General features: G+C 60.2%; 13 protein-coding genes and 2 pseudogenes. 14 read left to right on the top strand and 1 reads right to left on the bottom strand.

Annotated elements, in window-relative coordinates:
• Window positions 1-55 precede the first annotated feature (55 nt).
• The 5 genes and pseudogenes from ALO64_RS04695 to ALO64_RS04675 all read left to right on the top strand — a co-directional run.
• Window positions 56-1,558 (top strand): annotated as a pseudogene (locus tag ALO64_RS04695) (methyl-accepting chemotaxis protein); the annotation flags it as partial.
• A gap of 279 nt (window positions 1,559-1,837) precedes the next feature.
• Entirely contained in the window at window positions 1,838-2,842 is a 1,005-nt protein-coding gene (locus ALO64_RS04690) for a sugar ABC transporter substrate-binding protein (protein WP_044344532.1), read from the top strand.
• A gap of 15 nt (window positions 2,843-2,857) precedes the next feature.
• Complete coding sequence (locus tag ALO64_RS04685) at window positions 2,858-4,429, top strand: sugar ABC transporter ATP-binding protein (RefSeq protein WP_044344533.1); 1,572 nt, start codon at window positions 2,858-2,860, stop codon at window positions 4,427-4,429.
• Window positions 4,416-5,420, top strand: a complete 1,005-nt coding sequence (locus tag ALO64_RS04680) for an ABC transporter permease (RefSeq protein WP_044344534.1) — start codon at window positions 4,416-4,418, stop codon at window positions 5,418-5,420. The genes ALO64_RS04685 and ALO64_RS04680 overlap by 14 nt, the downstream gene beginning before the upstream one ends.
• Window positions 5,417-6,403: an ABC transporter permease gene (locus tag ALO64_RS04675; RefSeq protein ID WP_044344535.1), complete on the top strand. Its 987-nt coding sequence runs from the start codon at window positions 5,417-5,419 to the stop codon at window positions 6,401-6,403. The genes ALO64_RS04680 and ALO64_RS04675 overlap by 4 nt, the downstream gene beginning before the upstream one ends.
• 9 nt (window positions 6,404-6,412) lie before the next feature.
• Here the strand turns inward: ALO64_RS04675 and ALO64_RS04670 are convergent, their stop codons facing one another.
• On the bottom strand, window positions 6,413-7,663 hold the full coding sequence (locus ALO64_RS04670; protein ID WP_044344536.1) for an acyl-CoA dehydrogenase family protein: 1,251 nt from the start codon (window positions 7,661-7,663) through the stop codon (window positions 6,413-6,415).
• Window positions 7,664-7,943: 280 nt separating this feature from the next.
• Here ALO64_RS04670 and ALO64_RS04665 point away from each other — a divergent pair.
• The 9 genes and pseudogenes from ALO64_RS04665 to ALO64_RS04625 all read left to right on the top strand — a co-directional run bounded on the left by ALO64_RS04665 (window position 7,944) and on the right by ALO64_RS04625 (window position 17,241).
• Window positions 7,944-9,043 (top strand): annotated as a pseudogene (locus ALO64_RS04665) (AMP-binding protein).
• Between the two features lie 5 nt (window positions 9,044-9,048).
• Complete coding sequence (locus ALO64_RS04660; protein WP_044344546.1) at window positions 9,049-9,843, top strand: ABC transporter ATP-binding protein; 795 nt, start codon at window positions 9,049-9,051, stop codon at window positions 9,841-9,843.
• Window positions 9,844-9,846: 3 nt separating this feature from the next.
• Window positions 9,847-10,728 carry a branched-chain amino acid ABC transporter permease gene (locus ALO64_RS04655; protein WP_005733105.1) on the top strand — a complete coding sequence of 294 codons (882 nt, stop codon included), beginning with the start codon at window positions 9,847-9,849 and terminating at the stop codon, window positions 10,726-10,728.
• A 21-nt stretch (window positions 10,729-10,749) separates the two neighbouring features.
• Window positions 10,750-11,817, top strand: a complete 1,068-nt coding sequence (locus ALO64_RS04650) for a branched-chain amino acid ABC transporter permease (RefSeq protein WP_044344537.1) — start codon at window positions 10,750-10,752, stop codon at window positions 11,815-11,817.
• Window positions 11,818-11,864: 47 nt separating this feature from the next.
• Window positions 11,865-13,196: an ABC transporter substrate-binding protein gene (locus tag ALO64_RS04645; RefSeq protein ID WP_044344538.1), complete on the top strand. Its 1,332-nt coding sequence runs from the start codon at window positions 11,865-11,867 to the stop codon at window positions 13,194-13,196.
• Window positions 13,197-13,201: 5 nt separating this feature from the next.
• Entirely contained in the window at window positions 13,202-13,981 is a 780-nt protein-coding gene (locus ALO64_RS04640; protein ID WP_044344539.1) for an ABC transporter ATP-binding protein, read from the top strand.
• 184 nt (window positions 13,982-14,165) lie between these two features.
• Window positions 14,166-15,380: an SfnB family sulfur acquisition oxidoreductase gene (locus tag ALO64_RS04635; RefSeq protein ID WP_044344540.1), complete on the top strand. Its 1,215-nt coding sequence runs from the start codon at window positions 14,166-14,168 to the stop codon at window positions 15,378-15,380.
• A 15-nt stretch (window positions 15,381-15,395) separates the two neighbouring features.
• The gene (locus ALO64_RS04630; protein WP_004662493.1) at window positions 15,396-15,836 is read left to right on the top strand and encodes an acyl-CoA dehydrogenase family protein; all 441 of its coding nucleotides are present in this window, start codon (window positions 15,396-15,398) and stop codon (window positions 15,834-15,836) included.
• 4 nt (window positions 15,837-15,840) lie between these two features.
• Window positions 15,841-17,241 carry an LLM class flavin-dependent oxidoreductase gene (locus ALO64_RS04625; protein WP_044344541.1) on the top strand — a complete coding sequence of 467 codons (1,401 nt, stop codon included), beginning with the start codon at window positions 15,841-15,843 and terminating at the stop codon, window positions 17,239-17,241.
• Window positions 17,242-17,298 lie beyond the last annotated feature (57 nt).

Below are 17,298 nucleotides of genomic sequence, written 5' to 3'. Positions count from 1 at the left end.
ATTTCGGCTATGATAACCGATTTCAAAATCCCACAATTTGCAGCCGCAGGCTGCCCTGTTCGGGCTTGGTATTTTTAGCATTCAGCAATTGCACGGTATTCGTGAGCAATCGCTTGAAATCGAAAACGACGCGCTTCCAGGGATTGTGCTGGGTGACGATATTGCCCTGGCGGTCGAGAAAACCCGCACCACCGTGGCCAAAATGCTTGCCACGCATGATCTCGCGCAGGTAGCTCAGGCTCACAACGAGTTCCTTGAAAGGAAGGCCGGTTTCCAAAAGGCCGTAGAGGCCTACGACCCGCTGATCACCGATGATGAAGAGCGCGCGCTCGTAGAGGGTCTGAAGAGCACTTATCAGGGCTACATCGAGCGTGCCGAAAAGGTCTATACGCTGATCAACGAGAATCAGGCAGAGGCCGGAAGGGCGCTCGTCTGGGGCGAGATGAAGGCCATGGCGGAAAGTATCGAAGCCGCCCTTGGCAAGCTGGAAAAGATCAATGATGACTCCGAAGCCGAATCCAGCGCTGCAGCGACGTCGGTCTATGAAAACGCCCTGATCGTCACTCAGGGGGTTATGTTTCTGACGGTGTTGCTGACCGTATTGCTCGCCTGGCGCCTGACCAAAAGTCAGGCAGTGCCGATCAGTCAGGCGCTGCACAGCTCGGAAACCATTGCTGCGGGCGACCTGCGTCCCAGCGCAATCAACCGTGAGGGCACTGATGAAGCGGCCCTTTTGCTGCAATCGATGGAGCGCATGCGCGGCAATCTGAGCCAGACCCTGACCCAGGTCGGCGATGCCGCTCACCAATTGGCCTCGGCCACAGAGCAAATGAGTGTGCTGATGGTCAACAGCAACGCTGATCTTGTGGTGCAGAACAGCGAGATAGAAATGGCCGCCACCGCCGTTACCGAGATGAGCCAGGCGGTCGACGAAGTAGCGCGAAATGCGGTGGCCACCTCGGAAGAATCCAAAGCCTCTTCGGTGTCGGCCCGCGAAGGTCAGGAAGAGCTCAATCAAACCGTTCAGTCGATCCTTGAACTGACCCGCAATGTCGGCACCGCGTCGGTCGAGGCGCAGGCGCTGGCAACCCGCACGCTGGATATCACCAAGGTCCTGGATGTTATTCGCGCAGTCTCCGAGCAAACCAACCTGCTGGCCCTCAATGCCGCCATCGAGGCGGCACGGGCGGGTGATGCCGGGCGGGGTTTTGCCGTAGTTGCGGACGAAGTTCGCGCGCTGGCTCATCGCACCAGCGAGTCGACCCGTGAGATCGAGACCATGATCGGGCACATCCAGCAGGGCACCAAGAGCACGCTGGTGGCGCTTGAAGTCAGTACCGAGCAGGCCCAACGTACCAAACAGCAGGCCGAGTCGGCCAACGCCGTGCTGGCCAGTATCGCCAGTTCGGTCATGGTCATCGATGAGCGAAATACGGTGATCGCCAGCGCTTCTGAGGAGCAGGCGCTGGTCGCGCGCGAAGTGGATCGCAACCTGATACGAATCCGTGACTTGTCGGCGCAGTCGGCAGTGCGCACCGGCCAGACCGGCAGTGCCAGTCAGTCTCTGGCCGAACTGGCGAGTGATCTGACTACTACCCTTAGGCAGTTCAAGCTTAGCTAAGCAGTCAGGCATGACTTTGCTGTTGCCCGGACAACAGCGAATCGACAATGTGTTCGCCGCCTTGGGTCTGAAGCGTCGGCTATCAGCCTAGACGCAATTCGGCGCAATAGCCTGCAAGCCAGGCTCTGCGCCGTTGCCAGCGTAACCGCAGGGCTTTGGGCATGACCTGTGCACTGCTGATCAGGATTGTTTTCCTGAGCCAGCGGAGCCACCCGAATGCCTGATGCCGTCCCGATTTACCAGCCAACCCGCCTGCGTGCATTAGGGCGCGCTCTGGCGCTGACCGTGTTGGCCACCAGCCTTGTCGCGACGGCATATGCCGATGACAGCGATGTACCTTCGCTGGCGGGCAAGCGCATCGCGATCAGCATGACCGGTACCAGTCACTACTTCGATATCAAGACGTTTCAGGCGCAGGTGGATGAGGTCAAGCGCCTGGGCGGCACGCCTATAACGCTTGATGCAGGTCGCAACGACAAGAACCTGGTCAATCAACTGCAGACCGTGGTTACGCAAAAACCCGACGCGGTGATTCAGACCCTGGGCACACTCAGCGTTATCGACCCCTGGCTCAAGCGCATCAGCAAGGCGGGGATTCCACTATTCACCATCGATGCACCTTCGCAATACAGCCTCAACAACACCACCTCGGACAATATTGCCACCGGCAAGGCACTGGCCGGGCAACTGATCAAAGACGCGGGTGGCAAGGGCAACGTGCTGGTATTCAACGGCTTTTATGGTGTGCCGGTGTGTGCCATTCGTTACGACCAGCTCAAGTTGGCGCTCAAGGATCATCCGGAACTGAAAATCATCGAGCCGGAGTTGCGTGACGTCATTCCCAACACGGTTCAAGACGCTTACTCGCAAGTCTCGGCACTGCTTAACAAGTATCCCAAAGGCAGTGTTTCGGCGATCTGGGCGGCCTGGGACATTCCCCAGCTGGGTGCCAGCAAGGCACTGATCGACGCCGGAAGAACTGAAATCAAGACCTATGGCGTCGACGGCACCCCGGAAGTGCTTGAGCTGATGCGCCGTGAGAACTCGCCGATTGGTGCGGTGGTTGCGCAGCAGCCGGCCCTGATCGGCAAGACCGCGGTGCAGAACGTCGCTCGCTACCTGGCCGGGCAACGCGACCTGCCCAAAGAGACTCAGGTGCCGACCTTGCTGACCACGGCCGCCAACCTGCCGCAAGTGCAGGAACTCAGGGGTGATAACTGACGCAGGAGATCGACCATGAGAGCAGCGATTGCAGACGTTACGAGGGCAACGGCGGCCTTGCACTTGCAGGGCATCAGTAAGCGCTTTGGCGCCACTCAGGCACTGGATGGGGTCAACCTGCGGGTCGAGGCCGGAACGATTCATGGGCTGGTTGGCGAAAACGGCGCAGGCAAGTCAACCCTGATCAAGGTCCTCGCCGGTATTCATCGCGCCGATGCGGGCAGCTTGAGTATCCATGGCCAGCAGTTCGACAGCTTTACTCCGCGCCAGATTGAAGCCGCGGGCGTGCATTTCATTCATCAGGAGCGCTTGCTGCCGGGCAGCTTCAGCGTCGGCGAGGCGTTGTTTTTCGGGCAGGAAATCAAACGCGGTCTGTTCGTCGATCGACGCGCTCAGGAGCGCGAAGCGGCCCAGTTGCTGGATGATTATTTTGCCATGCGCCTGCCGAGCGGGGCGCTGGTACGCGATCTGGACAGCGCGCAGCGACAGATATTGCAGATCACTCGCGCACTGCTGGCCAGGCCGCAGGTGCTGGTGTTCGACGAGCCGAGTGTGTCACTGGTCAAACAGGAGGTGGACCGGTTGTTGGCGATTGTCCGGCGCTTGCGCGATGACGGTCTGACCATTGTGTACATCTCCCACTACCTGCAGGAAATCGAATCGTTGTGTGATCAGGTCACCGTGCTGCGCAATGGACGCGATGTGGCGGTGGTTGATCCCGCGCTTGTCAGCACCGCGCAGATCGCCCGGCTGATGGTCAATCGTGACGTGGGTGAGCAATATTTCCGGGCGCAGACGCAGCCTGGCCCGCCAGTGCTTCAATTGAACGGGCTGGGAGCAGGGTGCTTTTACAACGGCGTTGACCTGAGCGTGCGAAGTGGCGAAGTGGTGGGCCTGACAGGGCTGGTCGGCTCGGGCGCCAAGGAACTGCTCAAGAGCCTGTTCGGGCTGCTCAAGCCGGATCGTGGCGACGTGCTGTTGAATGGTCAGCCGTTGCGCCTGAAATCCCCTCGTGATGCGGTGCGCAACGGTATAGCGCTGGTCCCCGAAGAGCGCCGCACGCATGGCGTAGCGCCAGCGCTTTCGGTGCTGGAGAACATTACCCTGGCCAGCCTCGGGCGCTTCAGCCGCTGGGGATTGCTCGACGGTGCTGCGCAGTCAAGGGAAAGCCAGCGCCTGATCGGTGAACTGGCGATCAAGACCTCAGGCCATGATGCGGCGGTTCAATTGCTCAGCGGTGGCAACCAGCAAAAGGTCGCCCTGGCCAAGTGGCTGAGTCGACACTCGACGTTGTACCTGCTGGATGAGCCCAGTGTGGGTGTCGACATTGGTGCCAAGGTGGAAATCTACCGGCTGATTTCCCGGCTGGCCGAAGGCGGTGCAGCGGTGCTGGTGCTGTCGTCGGACCTGCCGGAACTGATCGGCATCACCCAGCGCATTGTGGTGCTGCACAGGGGGCGTATTGCGGGCGAATTCGATTCGTCGAGCACCGACAGTGACCAGTTGCTGGCCTGCGCCACCGGGGCCAGTGAAAGCCGCCATGACGGTAAAAATACTCTCCAGGAGACCCGCCATGTCCACGCTTGAAACATCAGTCATTCAGGTCGGCGATCCCTCGCAACGCTGGCTGGTGCGGCTGGCACAGCGCGGTTCGTTGCTGGTATTTCTGGCGATACTGCTGGGCTTTGCGGTCAGCGCGCCCAACTTTCTCAGCATCGGTAACATCAGCAACGTGTTCGCCCAGTCAGCCGTGCTGGGCATATTGGCGCTGGGCCTGACATGTGTGGTCATCGGCGGTGGCTCCAACGTCGTCAGCGGAGGGCTGGACCTGTCGCTGGCGGCCAATCTCGGTCTGTGCGCAGCCGTTTACAGCAGTCTGAACAACGCCGGTTTCGAAGCCTGGCAAGCGATTAGTTTGACGCTCGCCTGTGGTCTGCTGGTTGGCGCGCTCAATGGTCTGGCAGTGGTGTTTTTACGCTTGCCGCCGTTGCTGGCGACACTTGCGAGCATGAATTTGATTGCAGGTCTGGAGCTGGTGCTGACCCAGAACACCGTACTGGCTACCGATTCCGCGCTGCTGGACAGTCTGGCTTCCGGCGTCTGGCTGGGCATTCCGGCGCTGGCGTGGGTGTTGCTGAGTGTTGCAGCGCTGTTGTGGCTGCTGATTCAGCACAGCGCGTTTGGCCTGCGCCTGTATGCCATCGGTGAATACCCGCAAGCGGCAACTGCTGCCGGCCTGAATCTGCAGGGCCATGTGTTCGCCAGCTACCTGATTGCCGGTGGCTGCGCCGCCATTGCGGCGTTCTGCTCTGCTGCATTTTTCAGTGGCAGCACCACCGGCTCCGGCGACATGCTGCTTTCAGTGGTGGCGATTGCCTTTCTCGGTGTGGTGTTCTCGCGGCGCCTGACCGCCAACATTCCTGGCACCTTGCTGGCGACGTTGCTGCTGGGTTTTCTGATCAATGGCTTTCAATTGCTGAACATCTCCAATTTCTGGGTCAATGGCGTTCAAGGCGTGCTGATCCTGCTGGTGGTGGCATTTTCCGGGGCGCTGGGCCGCCGGGAGGGTGAACAATGAATACGCTGACCCTGAACACTTCTTCAACACTGGTGAAATTCCTGCCGCGCCTTTTGCCTGCGGTCCTGCCGCTGTTGGTGCTGATCATCCTGCTGTTTTTCGCCATCAATGCACCGGGATTTCTGAGCTGGGGCAACCTGTCGAGCCTGGTGCTGAATAATTTTGTGTTGCTGGCCATTGTGGCCGTCGGTATGACCTGGGCAGTTGCTGCCGGCGGCATCGATCTGTCGGTGGGAACAGCGCTGGACTTTGCCAGCCTCGGCTTTGTCGTCACGCTCAATGGCGGCTACGGTCTGGGTGCGGCCATCGCGGTGGCCTTGTTGGCAGGCGGCGCGGCGGGCGCGTTTAATGCGACGCTGATCGCCGGGCTGCGTATTTCGCCGTTTCTAGCGACGCTGGGTACATTGTTTATCGGCACCAGCGTGCAGCAGCTGTTATCCGACGGTGGTCAACCTATCTACATCGCTCAGGGCGCGTTGCCGGGCATTAGCGGTGTACTGATTCTGGGCGTGCCATTGCCTCTGGTGGTGGTCGGGGGGCTGGCAGGGTTTTACGGGCTGGTGCTGGCGCGTGGCCGTTTGGGGCGGGAAATGCTTGCGCTGGGGACGCAGCCGCAGTTGGCGTATTACTCAGGGCTTTCTACCCGGCGCATCGCCGTACAGGTGTTTGTCGCCAGCGCTCTGGCCTGCGCGGTCGCCGGTATCCTGCTCAGCTCCACGGTCAACGCCTACGTGCCGATGTCGGGCAATGCCTACCTGATCAACGCCATTGGCGCGGTGTTCATCGGCACGACGCTGAGTCGCCATGGGCGTGCCAACATTGTCGGGACGTTATTGGGCGTGCTGTTCATCAACGTCATCGCCAATGGTTTGTTGTTGATCGGCTGGAACTTCTATTGGCAGCAGGTGGCGACCGGGGTGCTGATCTTTCTGGTGCTGGCGTTCAGCTTTGCCAGTCGCCACCTGTTGCGTAACGCGGCGTAACCTTACGCCTCAGGCTTTGCCGGTACCGCTGCCGATCTGCCAGACAAAAGGCGGCTCGGTACCATTGATGCGCCAGTCACCGACAATGCGCGCCTTGTAGATCAGCGGATTGTGCGATGCCGCTGTGCGAGCATTACGCCAGTGGCGATCCAGCGCCTTGTTGACGCTGACGCTGACGCTGACGCCTGACGCGCCCAGCGCATTGAACAGCTCGGTGGCAGAGCGCAGCACCAGTTCCGACACAATGACCTGCGCCTTGGCAGTCTCGATTTCCGCGGCAATGTTGGCGTCTTTTTCCTGCTGTGGATTATTGCCGAAGCGTGCCACATAAGCGCGTTGCAAAGGCTCGGCAGAACGCAGGGTGGCCGCTTCGGCGGCGTAGACCTGAGCGGCGATCTGCCCGACCACTTGCTGCACCTGTGAGTCCTGGCTGACGCTGCCCGCATTGCCGTGGCTGAAGATGCGCTTGCGGTCGCGCACTTCATGCGCGATGTCGCGTTCGACGGCTCGGCCAATACCTGCCAGCACCGCCAGCAGCACCAGCTGATAGAACGCCGTCTGGTATTTGAAACGCTGCTCGAACGGGATGACATGTGTGGCAGGCAGCGGCACATTGTCGTACACCGAGGTGCCACTGCCGGTGGTGCGCTGGCCAAACCCGTCCCAGTCGTCACTGTGACGCACGCCTGCGTGCCTGGCATCCACCACCGCAATCACATCGGTTCCAGTGTCGGCGCGCTGGGCGTAGACGTCGATCCAGTCGGCGAAAATGCTGCCGGTGTTGTAAAACTTGGTGCCGTTAAGCACGAAGCCATCGCCTTGAGGGCTGACTTTGGTTATCACATCGCCGATTTTCACTGCCCCTACCTCGGTCCAGCCGTTGCCGACCAGATCCCCAGCCACGAAGCGTGCAAACCATGTGTCCCGGTCGGCGCCGGGTGGTGCATTCAAGCGGTCTTCGACAAAGGCGAAATGCGCTCGCAAGGCTTGCGGAATGTTCGAGTCGGCTTCGGCCAGTTCTATCAGCAGTTGAAACAGCTGGCTCACCGAAGCACCCGCACCGCCGTATTCGAGGGGTACCCGCACAGCGCCGAAACCGGCTTTCTTCAACCAGGCAATCGGTTCATAGGGCAGGGCGCGGGCTTTCTCGCGTTCGACGTTGCCAGCGCCGATCTCGCGGAAAATCGGCCGGAACCGGTTGGCCAGAGTTTCGTAATCGGTGCCCAGCGAGAGAGGGTTTGAGCCGGTTGATTGGGTCATGCGGTACTCCTGAACGCGAAGAGATCGGCACATGGGCCGGGTGGGTTCGTGCAGATCTCTGCATGCTTTATGCCTGAATATAACTATCTGATTTTTATGGATTTTATTTTAATTGGCGGATTCATCTGTTGTCCGGGCAACAGCCGCGCAACAGCTTGTCTGCAAACCGCACAGTGACAAAACTCATTTGGGCGTTGCAACCTATTGATATTAATAAGGTTGTTAGACTGGCACGCTCGCTGCTATGGCTTCATCGATTCTTTATCGACGGAAGCGCAACATGTGCGACTCATTGCCCCAGGCGCTGCTACAGCAGGCTCAAAGCCGCCCTGAACAGACGGCCTTGCGTTACAAGCAATTCGGTATCTGGCAGAAACGTAGCTGGGGCGAGCTGGCCATTGACGTCAGAAGCTTGGCTGCTGCCTTGAAGGGCGTCGGGTTCGGCCCGGCCGACAGGCTGTTCATTATCAGCGAGGCGCGAGCCGAAGCGTTGTTGTTGACGCTGGCGGCGCACTGGCTTGGGTGCAGCGTCAGCCTGCTCGACCCGGCGCTGGATAACCGCGAGTGGCTGGCAGGCCAGTCCCCGGAGTTTGCAGTGGTCGACGGGCTGGAAGCGCTTCTCCAGGTGCGCGTCGCCTCACCGGGCATCGTCGTGTTGCTGGACAAGCGCGGCCTGACTGAGGCTGATGACAGCGGGGTGATCGACTATGCCCGACTGCTGAACGGACCCGCTGGCGACGTTACCGATCCGCGCCAGAGCCGGGCTGCGGCCTTTGTCTTTCCCGCTGTCGACTGGCAGCCGGACCTGCAGTTGAGTCATGCAGTTCTGCTTTCGGACGCAAGGCAATTGGCGCAAAGGCATGCGCTTTCCAGCCAGGATCAGGCATTGGCCGCCAGAGTGTTTGCCGCCAGCGTGCAGGCGCGCTATCTGTTGGCACCCTGGCTGGTTGCCGGGTTTTGCCTGAATTTTCCCGAGGCCCTTGGCACTCGCGACAACGACCGTCGCGAACTGGGTCCACCCTGGTGCTGGGCACTCGCGAGTCCTACGCACGTCTGGAACTCTGGGTCAGGGAGCGCTTGCCGCTGCCAGGCAGCATCAGCCACCGGCTTTATCGATGGGTGATGGCTCCTGCTCCGGGTGCCGTGCGGCGCTGGCTGGGTTATTGGTTGATTCGCCGCCCGCTGCTGGACGTGTTGGGCATGAGTCGGCTGGCTAAACCATTGCTGGCAGGCGATGCGCTGACGCCACAGAGCGAAGCGTTTTTTACGGCGCTGGGTATCAGGCCAATCAGGTTGGGGGCAGCGAGCCAAACCAGTCAGCCACAAGAACCGGCAGATAATATGCCGCATACGCCAGCACTACTGGGTGTGCCGTCTTGAATGCGCTGGCACCCGTGGCGCTGCTTGAGCTTGAAGATGTTTCCTTATCTTTCAAAGGGGTTAAAGCTGTTACCTCAATCAGTTTCTCGGTGGCTACAGGCGAGATCTGCGCATTGATAGGCCCCAATGGTGCGGGCAAGAGTTCGCTGCTCAACGTCATCAATGGCGTGTATCAGGCGCAAAGCGGCTCCATTACTTATGCCGGCCAGACGCGCCGCCGGATGCGTCCGCACCAGGCGGCCGAGGGCGGTATCGCCCGTACTTTTCAGAATATCGCCTTGTTCAAGGGCATGAGTGTGCTGGACAACGTGTTGACCGGGCGCAATCTCAAACGGCGCAGTACCTGGCTTGAGCAGATGCTGCGCATCGGTCGGGCACCTGCCGAAGACGACGAACAACGCCGGCATGCCGAGCGGGTGATTGAGTTTCTGCGCATCCACCCGTGGTGCCATGCATTGGTGGGCAAACTTTCCTATGGCCTGCAAAAACGTGTCGAACTGGCCCGCGCCCTGGCGGCGGAACCGCGTCTGCTGTTGCTGGACGAGCCGATGGCCGGAATGAATGCCGAAGAGAAGCACGAGATGAGTCAGTTCATCCGCGATATCAATCGTGAGCTGGGCGCCACTGTGGTGCTGATCGAGCACGACATCGGTGTGGTGATGGGCCTCAGCGACCATGTGGTGGTGCTGGATTACGGTCGCAAGATCGGGGACGGCACACCCGCGCAGGTTCGCGCCAACCCTCAGGTAATCGCTGCGTATCTCGGCACGCGTCGTTCGTCTTCGGTCGGGAAACCATAAACCATGGAATTCTTCTTTGAAGTGCTGATTGGCGGGCTGTTGGCAGGTGTCATGTACTCGCTGGTGGCGATTGGGTTTGTGCTGATCTACAAGGCGTCGGGGGTGTTCAACTTCGCTCAGGGCGCGATGGTGCTGTTCGCGGCGCTGACGTTTGTCAGCCTGCTGGAGCGGGGTGTGCCATTTTTCTGGGCGTTTCTGGCAACGCTGGCCAGCATGGTGGTGCTGGCGCTGTTGATCGAAAGAATGGTTCTGCGCCCACTGGTCAATCGTCCACCGATCATTCTGTTCATGGCCACCCTCGGCCTGTCGTACATGATCGAAGGCCTGGCCCAGGCGCTGTGGGGGGCGCAGGTTCACGGCCTTGAGCTGGGCATCCCTGACGAGCCACTGGAAATTCGCGGCATGTTGCTCTCGCAGTTCGACCTGTTCGCGGCGGGCACGGCTGCGGCGCTGGTGATTGCCCTGTCGTTGCTGTTCAACCGTACTCGTATCGGTCTGTCGTTGCGTGCAGTGGCGGACGACCCATTGGCCTCGCTGGCCGTGGGTATCCGTTTGCCACGCATCTGGGCGGTGGTCTGGGCCGTGGCCGGGTTTGTCGGACTGGTGGCCGGGCTGCTCTGGGGGGCGCGGCTGGGGGTGCAGTTTTCCCTGTCACTGGTGGTGCTTAAGGCGCTGCCGGTGTTGATCATTGGCGGTTTTTCCTCGATTGGCGGCGCGATTGTCGGCGGTCTGATCATCGGCGCAGCCGAGAAGCTGGCCGAGATTTACCTGGGGCCGATCATCGGCAGCGGTATCGAAAACTGGGTGCCATATGTGCTGGCGCTGTTGTTTCTGCTGGTTCGTCCTGCCGGCCTGTTCGGCGAGCGGGCGATAGAGCGCGTCTGACTTTCATCAAGGATCAATGCCATGCTTTATCGAGAAACCGGACAACTGGCGAGTAGCTACGCGGATGAACGCCGGGTGTTTCGTCTGCGCCAGGACCGCATCGGGCTGTGGAGCCTGTTGGTATTCGCTTTTATCGCAGTGCCGTTGCTAGGTAACGATTACTGGTTCAGCGCGATCCTGATTCCGTTTCTGGTGCTGTCCCTGGCGGGGCTGGGGCTGAACCTGTTGACCGGTTACGCCGGGCAATTATCGCTGGGCTCGGCTGCGTTCATGGCGGTGGGTGCTTTCGCTGCCTATAACCTGCAACTGCGCGTGCCGGGCATGCCGTTGCTGCTCGGTTTTGCGCTGGGCGGGCTGGTGTCTGCGCTGGTGGCGTTGCTGTTCGGGCTGCCGAGCCTGCGGATCAAGGGCTTCTACCTGCTGGTTTCGACACTCGCCGCACAGTTTGTGGTCGAGTGGGTGTTGACCCGCTTCAGCTGGTTCACCAACGACAATGCCTCGGGCGTGATCACCTCGCCGCCACTGATCATCGCCGGGGTGAATTTCAGCTCGCCGCAAGGCCGCTACCTGCTGACGCTTGGGCTGGTAGTGCTGCTTTTCTGGCTGGCGAGAAATCTGCTTCGCGGGGAGCTGGGCCGCAACTGGATGGCCGTGCGCGATATGGACACCGCCGCTGCGGTAATCGGCATTCGCCTGTTCAAGGCCAAACTTCTGGCATTCGCCATCAGCGGTTTCTATCTGGGCGTCGCTGGCTCGCTGTGGGCGTTCGCTTATCTGGGCACGGTCGAGCCGCATGGTTTTGACCTGAACCGGTCATTCCAGATTCTGTTCATCATCATTATCGGCGGGCTGGGCAGTGTGCAAGGCAACTTTCTTGGCGCGGCGTTCATCGTGCTGTTCCCGATTCTGCTCGGCAACCTCAGCGCCTTGTTGCCGGTCGGTCTGATCGATTCCGGGCAACTGGAAAACATTCAGAAGATGCTTTTCGGCGCCTTGATCATCGCTTTTCTGATCAAGGAGCCCGAAGGGCTGGTGCGTCTCTGGCAGCGCTTTCGTCAGCGCGCACGTGTCTGGCCGCTGCGCTATTGACTGGTTACTCACCCACAAAAACCTCGTGTACCTCAAGGAATGCGCCTATGAAACACCGAAAATCCCTGTTGCGTCTGGCCCTCGGTATGGCCCTGCTGGGGTGTGGTCTGGCTACCACGGCACAGGCTGCCAACGAGCAGTATTTCCCGCTGCAGAGCTACCGGGTTGGCCCTTATGCTGCGGGCGGCACCGGGTTTTTCGGTGGTTTCATCGACTACCTGCAATACGTCAATGCCAACGGTGGGGTCAATGGCGTCAAGTTGACCTGGTCGGAGTGCGAAACCGAATACGTGGTGGAGAAGGGCGTCGAGTGCTACGAGCGTCTCAAAGGCGGGCTTAACGGTGCGCCGGCTGCGGCGACCAATCCGCTTTCCGTCGGCATCGCCTACGCCACGCTGGAGCGCTCTACTGCCAACAAACTTCCGCTGATCACCATCAACCACGGACGCACGGATTCCACAGACGGCAGTGTCTTTCCCTATGTGTTTCCGCTGCAGTTGAACCCGTACTCCGAAGTGTCGGCCATCGTCAATTACATCGGTCAGCGTGAAGGCGGCCTGGCGTCGCTCAAGGGCAAGAAAATCGCTGTGCTGTATCACGGCTCGCCATATGGCAAGGAAACCAATGGTGTATTGGAAACCCTGGCAAAAAATTACGGCTTCGAGCTGACCACCCTTGAAGTACCGCACCCCGGTAACGAACAGCAATCGCAATGGCTGAACATTCGTCGCCTCAAGCCCGACTGGGTGATCCTGCGTGGTTGGGGGGTGATGAATCCGGTGGCGCTGAAGTCGGCGCAGAAGGTTGGTTTTCCGGTGGATCACATCATTGGCAACATATGGAGCAATTCCGAGGAAGACGTGATTCCCGCCGGTGCAGCCGCCAAGGGCTTCATTTCAATCACCACGCACCCCTCCGGCACTGACTTCCCGGTGCTGCAAGGCATCAAGACGGCGGTGCTCGACAAGGGGCAGGGCAACCTGGCCGACCCCAAACGTTTTGGCACCGTGTATTACAACCTGGGTGTGGTGAACGGCATCCTCAATGTCGAAGCGCTGCGCATTGCACAGGCCCGATTCGGCAATAAGCCACTGACTGGCGAGCAGGTGCGCTGGGGGTTCGAGCATTTGAACCTTGACGACGCACGCTTGCAGGCGCTGGGTGCCAAAGGGCTGGTACAGCCATTGAAGCTGTCGTGCGCTGACCACGAAGGCGGTGGCGCGGTGCGCTTTCAGCAATGGGACGGCCAGCGCTGGAACCTGATCAGCGACTGGATACAGGCTGATCGTGCCTTGTTGCGGCCCATCATCGAGGCATCGGCTGCGCAGTACGCCAAGGAAAAAGGCATTACCCCGCGCGATTGCAGCAAGGAGCAGTAAACCCGATGAGCCTGATCCCGCATGCTGCGCCCGCTGCCGAAACCATTCTGTCGGTGGAGCAGGTCGAGGTGTTCTACGAGCAATCCATCCTCGCGTTGCGCGGGATCAGTCTGCAGGTTCGGCAGGGCCAGATCGTGGCCTTGCTGGGGGCCAATGGCGCGGGCAAAAGCACTACGCTCAAGGCCATTTCCAGACTGGTGAGTGCCGAGCGGGGCGAGGTGGTCAGTGGCCGGATTCACTACCAGGGCCTGCCAATCACCCATTCCGATCCTTCGGCACTGGTCAAAAACGGTCTGGCGCAGGTGCTGGAAGGTCGACACTGCTTCACCCACTTGAGTGTCGAGCAGAACCTGCTGATCGGCGCTTTTGTGTCGCGACCATCACGGGCCGAAATCAAGGTCAGGCTGGAGAGGGTCTACAGCTACTTCCCCAGGCTGCGCCTGCTGCGTAAACGGCTGACCGGCTATACGTCGGGCGGTGAACAGCAGATGATCGCCATCGGCCGGGCATTGATGTCCCAGCCTCGTTTACTGCTGCTCGACGAGCCTTCCATGGGCCTCGCTCCGCAGGTAGTCGAGGAAATTTTTGACACGCTGGCGCGGCTCAATCGCGAGGCGGGGCTGAGCCTGCTGGTGGCCGAGCAGAATATCAATCTGACCCTGGAATACGCGCACTTCGGTTATGTGCTGGAGAACGGCCGGGTGGTGGGCTCAGGGACTGCGCAGGAACTGGCCGGGAGTGACGATATCCAGAACTTCTATCTGGGCACAGCGACTCAAGCGTGAATCCCCGCTGTTCGCCCAGCAACAGTGTTCGGACATTTTGTTCTGCGGGGCACCGCCGAGAATCTTAAATCTAATGCAAGCGACTGTTTTAAAAGAAAAATAATTTACGGCACGGGCTGTGCACTGTTCAAGGTCAAGCGTGTTGAGTGTTTTCAACCTGTCGCCAACGAGCAGGAGCCAGTCCATGAGTAACCCACTCTCAATTACACCTGCAGCACCGCCCAGAGCGCATGTCATCGCTTCCGATGCCGAAGCCATCGAAGTCGCCACAGCACTGGCCAGCCGGTTTGCCGAGGAAGCGTCGCTGCGTGATCGCGAACGCCGCCTGCCGGTCGCCGAGCTGGATGAGTTTTCCGCCAGCGGACTGTGGGCCATTACCGTGCCCAAAGCCTATGGCGGTGCAGGCGTTTCCTACGTCACTGTTGCGCAAGTGATCAAGATCATTTCTGCCGCCGATTCTTCGCTCGGGCAGATCCCGCAGAACCATCTGGGCGTGCTCGATATCCTGCTGCAGACCGGTACCGAGGAGCAGAAGCGCCACTATTTCGGCAAGGCGCTGGCCGGTTACCGCTTCGGTAATGCGTTCTCCGAGTCGAAAAGCAAGAACGCCGGAGCCTTCCAGACCCGTATCCGCTTCGATGGCGAGCACGCGGTGCTGGACGGTGAAAAGTTTTACTGCACCGGCGCGCTGTTCGCGCACATCGTGCCAGTGGCCGGGGTCAACGAGAAAAATCAGGCCTTCATCGCGTTCGTCGAGCGCGACAATCCGGGCCTGACGATCATCGACAACTGGGACGGTTTCGGCCAGCGCACCACCACCAGCGGCGGGGCAGTCCTGAACGCTGTCCGCGTGCCGTCAAGCGCGGTGATACCTGCGCACCGGGCCTTCGATGAGCCGACTGCCGACGGGCCGATTTCGCAGATCATTCAGGCGGCGGTGGACACCGGCATCGCCCACGGCGCCTTCGAGGAAACCCTCAAGCACGCTCGTTTGGCGCGGCCGTGGATCGACAGCAAGCAGGATTTCGGCTGGCAGGACCCGTTCAGCATCGCCACCATCGGCGACTTGCAGTGGCGGCTGCATGGCACCGACGCGATTCTCGCCAAGGCCGGCCAAGCCATTGACCATGCGTTGGCCGAACCCAGTGAGGCCAGCGTCGCGCAAGCATCGGTGATCGTCGCGCAGGCCAAGGTGCTGTCGGCACAGATTGCCTTGCTCGCCAGCAGCCAGCTGTTCGAACTGGCTGGCACCCGTTCGGTGCTGGGCAAACTCAATCTGGACCGTTACTGGCGCAATGCGCGCACCCACACCCTGCATGACCCGGCACGCTGGAAATATCACCTGATCGGTAATCAGGTGCTCAACGGCATTGCACCGCCACGCCATGCCTGGAACTGATCAAGGAGTACGCCCATGACGCATCCCGCTATTACCGCACAACTGAAGGTCGCCGCCGAAGACCTTGGTCAGGCGCGCGAAGGCTTGCAAGACACCCTCGATTACCTGCGTGAGCACGCTCAGCCATGGCCGCTCAGTGACCTGCAGCGCATTGTCGATGACCCCTATGTGATCAGCAAAGTCGGCGACCTGCAGATTCGTCTGGAGGTTGCCGCCGCGCTGCTGGAGCGTGCCCAAAGGCTGGATGGCTCTTCCGAGCAGCGCCTTGTCGCCAGCAGCGAGGCGGTCATCGCCAGTGCTGATGCATTGCAGGCGGTGGGCAATATTCAGTACGAACTGACCGGCAAACGTTTGTCATTGCCTGCCCCGACCGGTCGTGAACCGCTGCGCTGGCACTATCAGGTTATCGGCAATCAACGCCTCAATGGCGTGGTTCCGCCGCAGCTTCAGGAGTAAGTGTATGTCTCGTCAGATTCGTCTCAACGCCTTCGACATGAACTGCGTCGGCCATCAATCGCCTGGCCTCTGGGCTCATCCTCGTGATCGCTCCTGGCAGTACAAGGACCTGGAATACTGGACCGATCTGGCCAGAATTCTTGAGCGCGGCAAGTTCGATGGGTTGTTCATTGCCGACGTGCTGGGCATTTACGATGTTTATCGGGGTAACGGTGAGGCGGCCATTCGCCAGGCCACGCAGGTGCCGGTCAATGATCCGTTGCAGCTTATTCCGCCCATGGCGCTGGTGACCGAGCATCTGGGCTTCGGCCTGACCGCGTCGCTGTCGTTCGAACATCCTTATCCGTTTGCCCGTCGTCTGTCGACGCTCGATCACCTCACCAAGGGCCGCGCAGGCTGGAACATCGTCACGTCGTATCTGGAGAGCGGCGCGAAGAACCTGGGGCAGAAAACCCTTACCGAGCACGATGCGCGCTATGACTATGCCGAGGAGTATCTTGAGGTTTGTTACAAACTCTGGGAAGGCAGTTGGGAGGAAGGCGCGATTCTGCGTGATTGCGAGCGTCGGGTATTCAGTGACCCCGGCAAGATCCACGAGATTCGCCATGTCGGCAAACACTTCCAGGTGCCGGGTATCCACCTGTGCGAGCCGTCGCCGCAACGTACACCGGTTCTCTATCAGGCTGGGGCTTCAAGCCGCGGCAAGCAGTTCGCCGCCGAGCACGCCGAATGCGTTTTTGTGGCCGCACCCTCCAAGGTTCTGCTGAAAAAGACCGTGGCCGATATCCGTCGCCGCACCGCCGAGGCCGGTCGTGACCCCTCCAGTGTGCTGATTTTCAACTTGCAGACGGTGATCCTTGGCGAAACGGACGCCAAGGCCAAGGCCAAATTCGAGGAATACAAAAGCTGGGTCAGTTATGAAGGCGCGATGGCGTTGATTTCCGGCTGGACCGGCATCGACTTCAGCCAGTTCAAGCCTGATGAGCCGCTTCGGCATGTGCACACCAACGCCATTCAGTCGGCAGTCGAGACCTTTTCCACTGCTGACCCGAACACGGTGTGGACGCCGCAGGCGCTGGCCGACTGGGTCGGTATCGGCGGTTTCGGCCCGCTATTTGTCGGCAGCCCGGAAACCGTGGCCGACCTGCTCCAGGAGTGGGTGGAAGAAACCGACGTTGACGGCTTCAACCTGGCCTACGCGCTGACCCATGAAACGTTCATCGATGCGGTGGACCTGCTGGTGCCGGAACTTCAGAAACGCGGTGTCTACAAGACCGAATATGCCAAAGGCACCCTGCGCGAGAAACTGTTCGGCGAAGGACCACGCCTGGAAGCAGGGCACCCGGGCGCTGCCTTTCGCGACCTCGCTGCAATGCATCGCACTCGCCAAGCGGAGAGTGCCTGAAGTGTGATGGCTGCCCTTGCGCAGGCGGTGCCGCGCAGATTTGTGACGCGGAGCGTA

This window comes from Pseudomonas meliae, assembly GCF_001400515.1.
In the GTDB taxonomy this organism is placed as follows: Bacteria; Pseudomonadota; Gammaproteobacteria; order Pseudomonadales; family Pseudomonadaceae; genus Aquipseudomonas; species Aquipseudomonas amygdali.
Note: the sequence above shows the minus strand (reverse complement) of the source record. Positions and strands in the feature narration are given on the sequence as shown.

Coding starts and splice junctions, on each gene's coding strand:
- ALO64_RS04690 (WP_044344532.1), top strand. CDS start 1,838: ATGCCTGATGCCGTCCCGATTTACCAGCCAACCCGCCTGCGTGCATTA.
- ALO64_RS04625 (WP_044344541.1), top strand. CDS start 15,841: ATGTCTCGTCAGATTCGTCTCAACGCCTTCGACATGAACTGCGTCGGC.
- ALO64_RS04630 (WP_004662493.1), top strand. CDS start 15,396: ATGACGCATCCCGCTATTACCGCACAACTGAAGGTCGCCGCCGAAGAC.
- ALO64_RS04650 (WP_044344537.1), top strand. CDS start 10,750: ATGCTTTATCGAGAAACCGGACAACTGGCGAGTAGCTACGCGGATGAA.
- ALO64_RS04645 (WP_044344538.1), top strand. CDS start 11,865: ATGAAACACCGAAAATCCCTGTTGCGTCTGGCCCTCGGTATGGCCCTG.
- ALO64_RS04635 (WP_044344540.1), top strand. CDS start 14,166: ATGAGTAACCCACTCTCAATTACACCTGCAGCACCGCCCAGAGCGCAT.
- ALO64_RS04640 (WP_044344539.1), top strand. CDS start 13,202: ATGAGCCTGATCCCGCATGCTGCGCCCGCTGCCGAAACCATTCTGTCG.
- ALO64_RS04680 (WP_044344534.1), top strand. CDS start 4,416: ATGTCCACGCTTGAAACATCAGTCATTCAGGTCGGCGATCCCTCGCAA.
- ALO64_RS04655 (WP_005733105.1), top strand. CDS start 9,847: ATGGAATTCTTCTTTGAAGTGCTGATTGGCGGGCTGTTGGCAGGTGTC.
- ALO64_RS04675 (WP_044344535.1), top strand. CDS start 5,417: ATGAATACGCTGACCCTGAACACTTCTTCAACACTGGTGAAATTCCTG.
- ALO64_RS04670 (WP_044344536.1), bottom strand. CDS start 7,663: ATGACCCAATCAACCGGCTCAAACCCTCTCTCGCTGGGCACCGATTAC.
- ALO64_RS04685 (WP_044344533.1), top strand. CDS start 2,858: ATGAGAGCAGCGATTGCAGACGTTACGAGGGCAACGGCGGCCTTGCAC.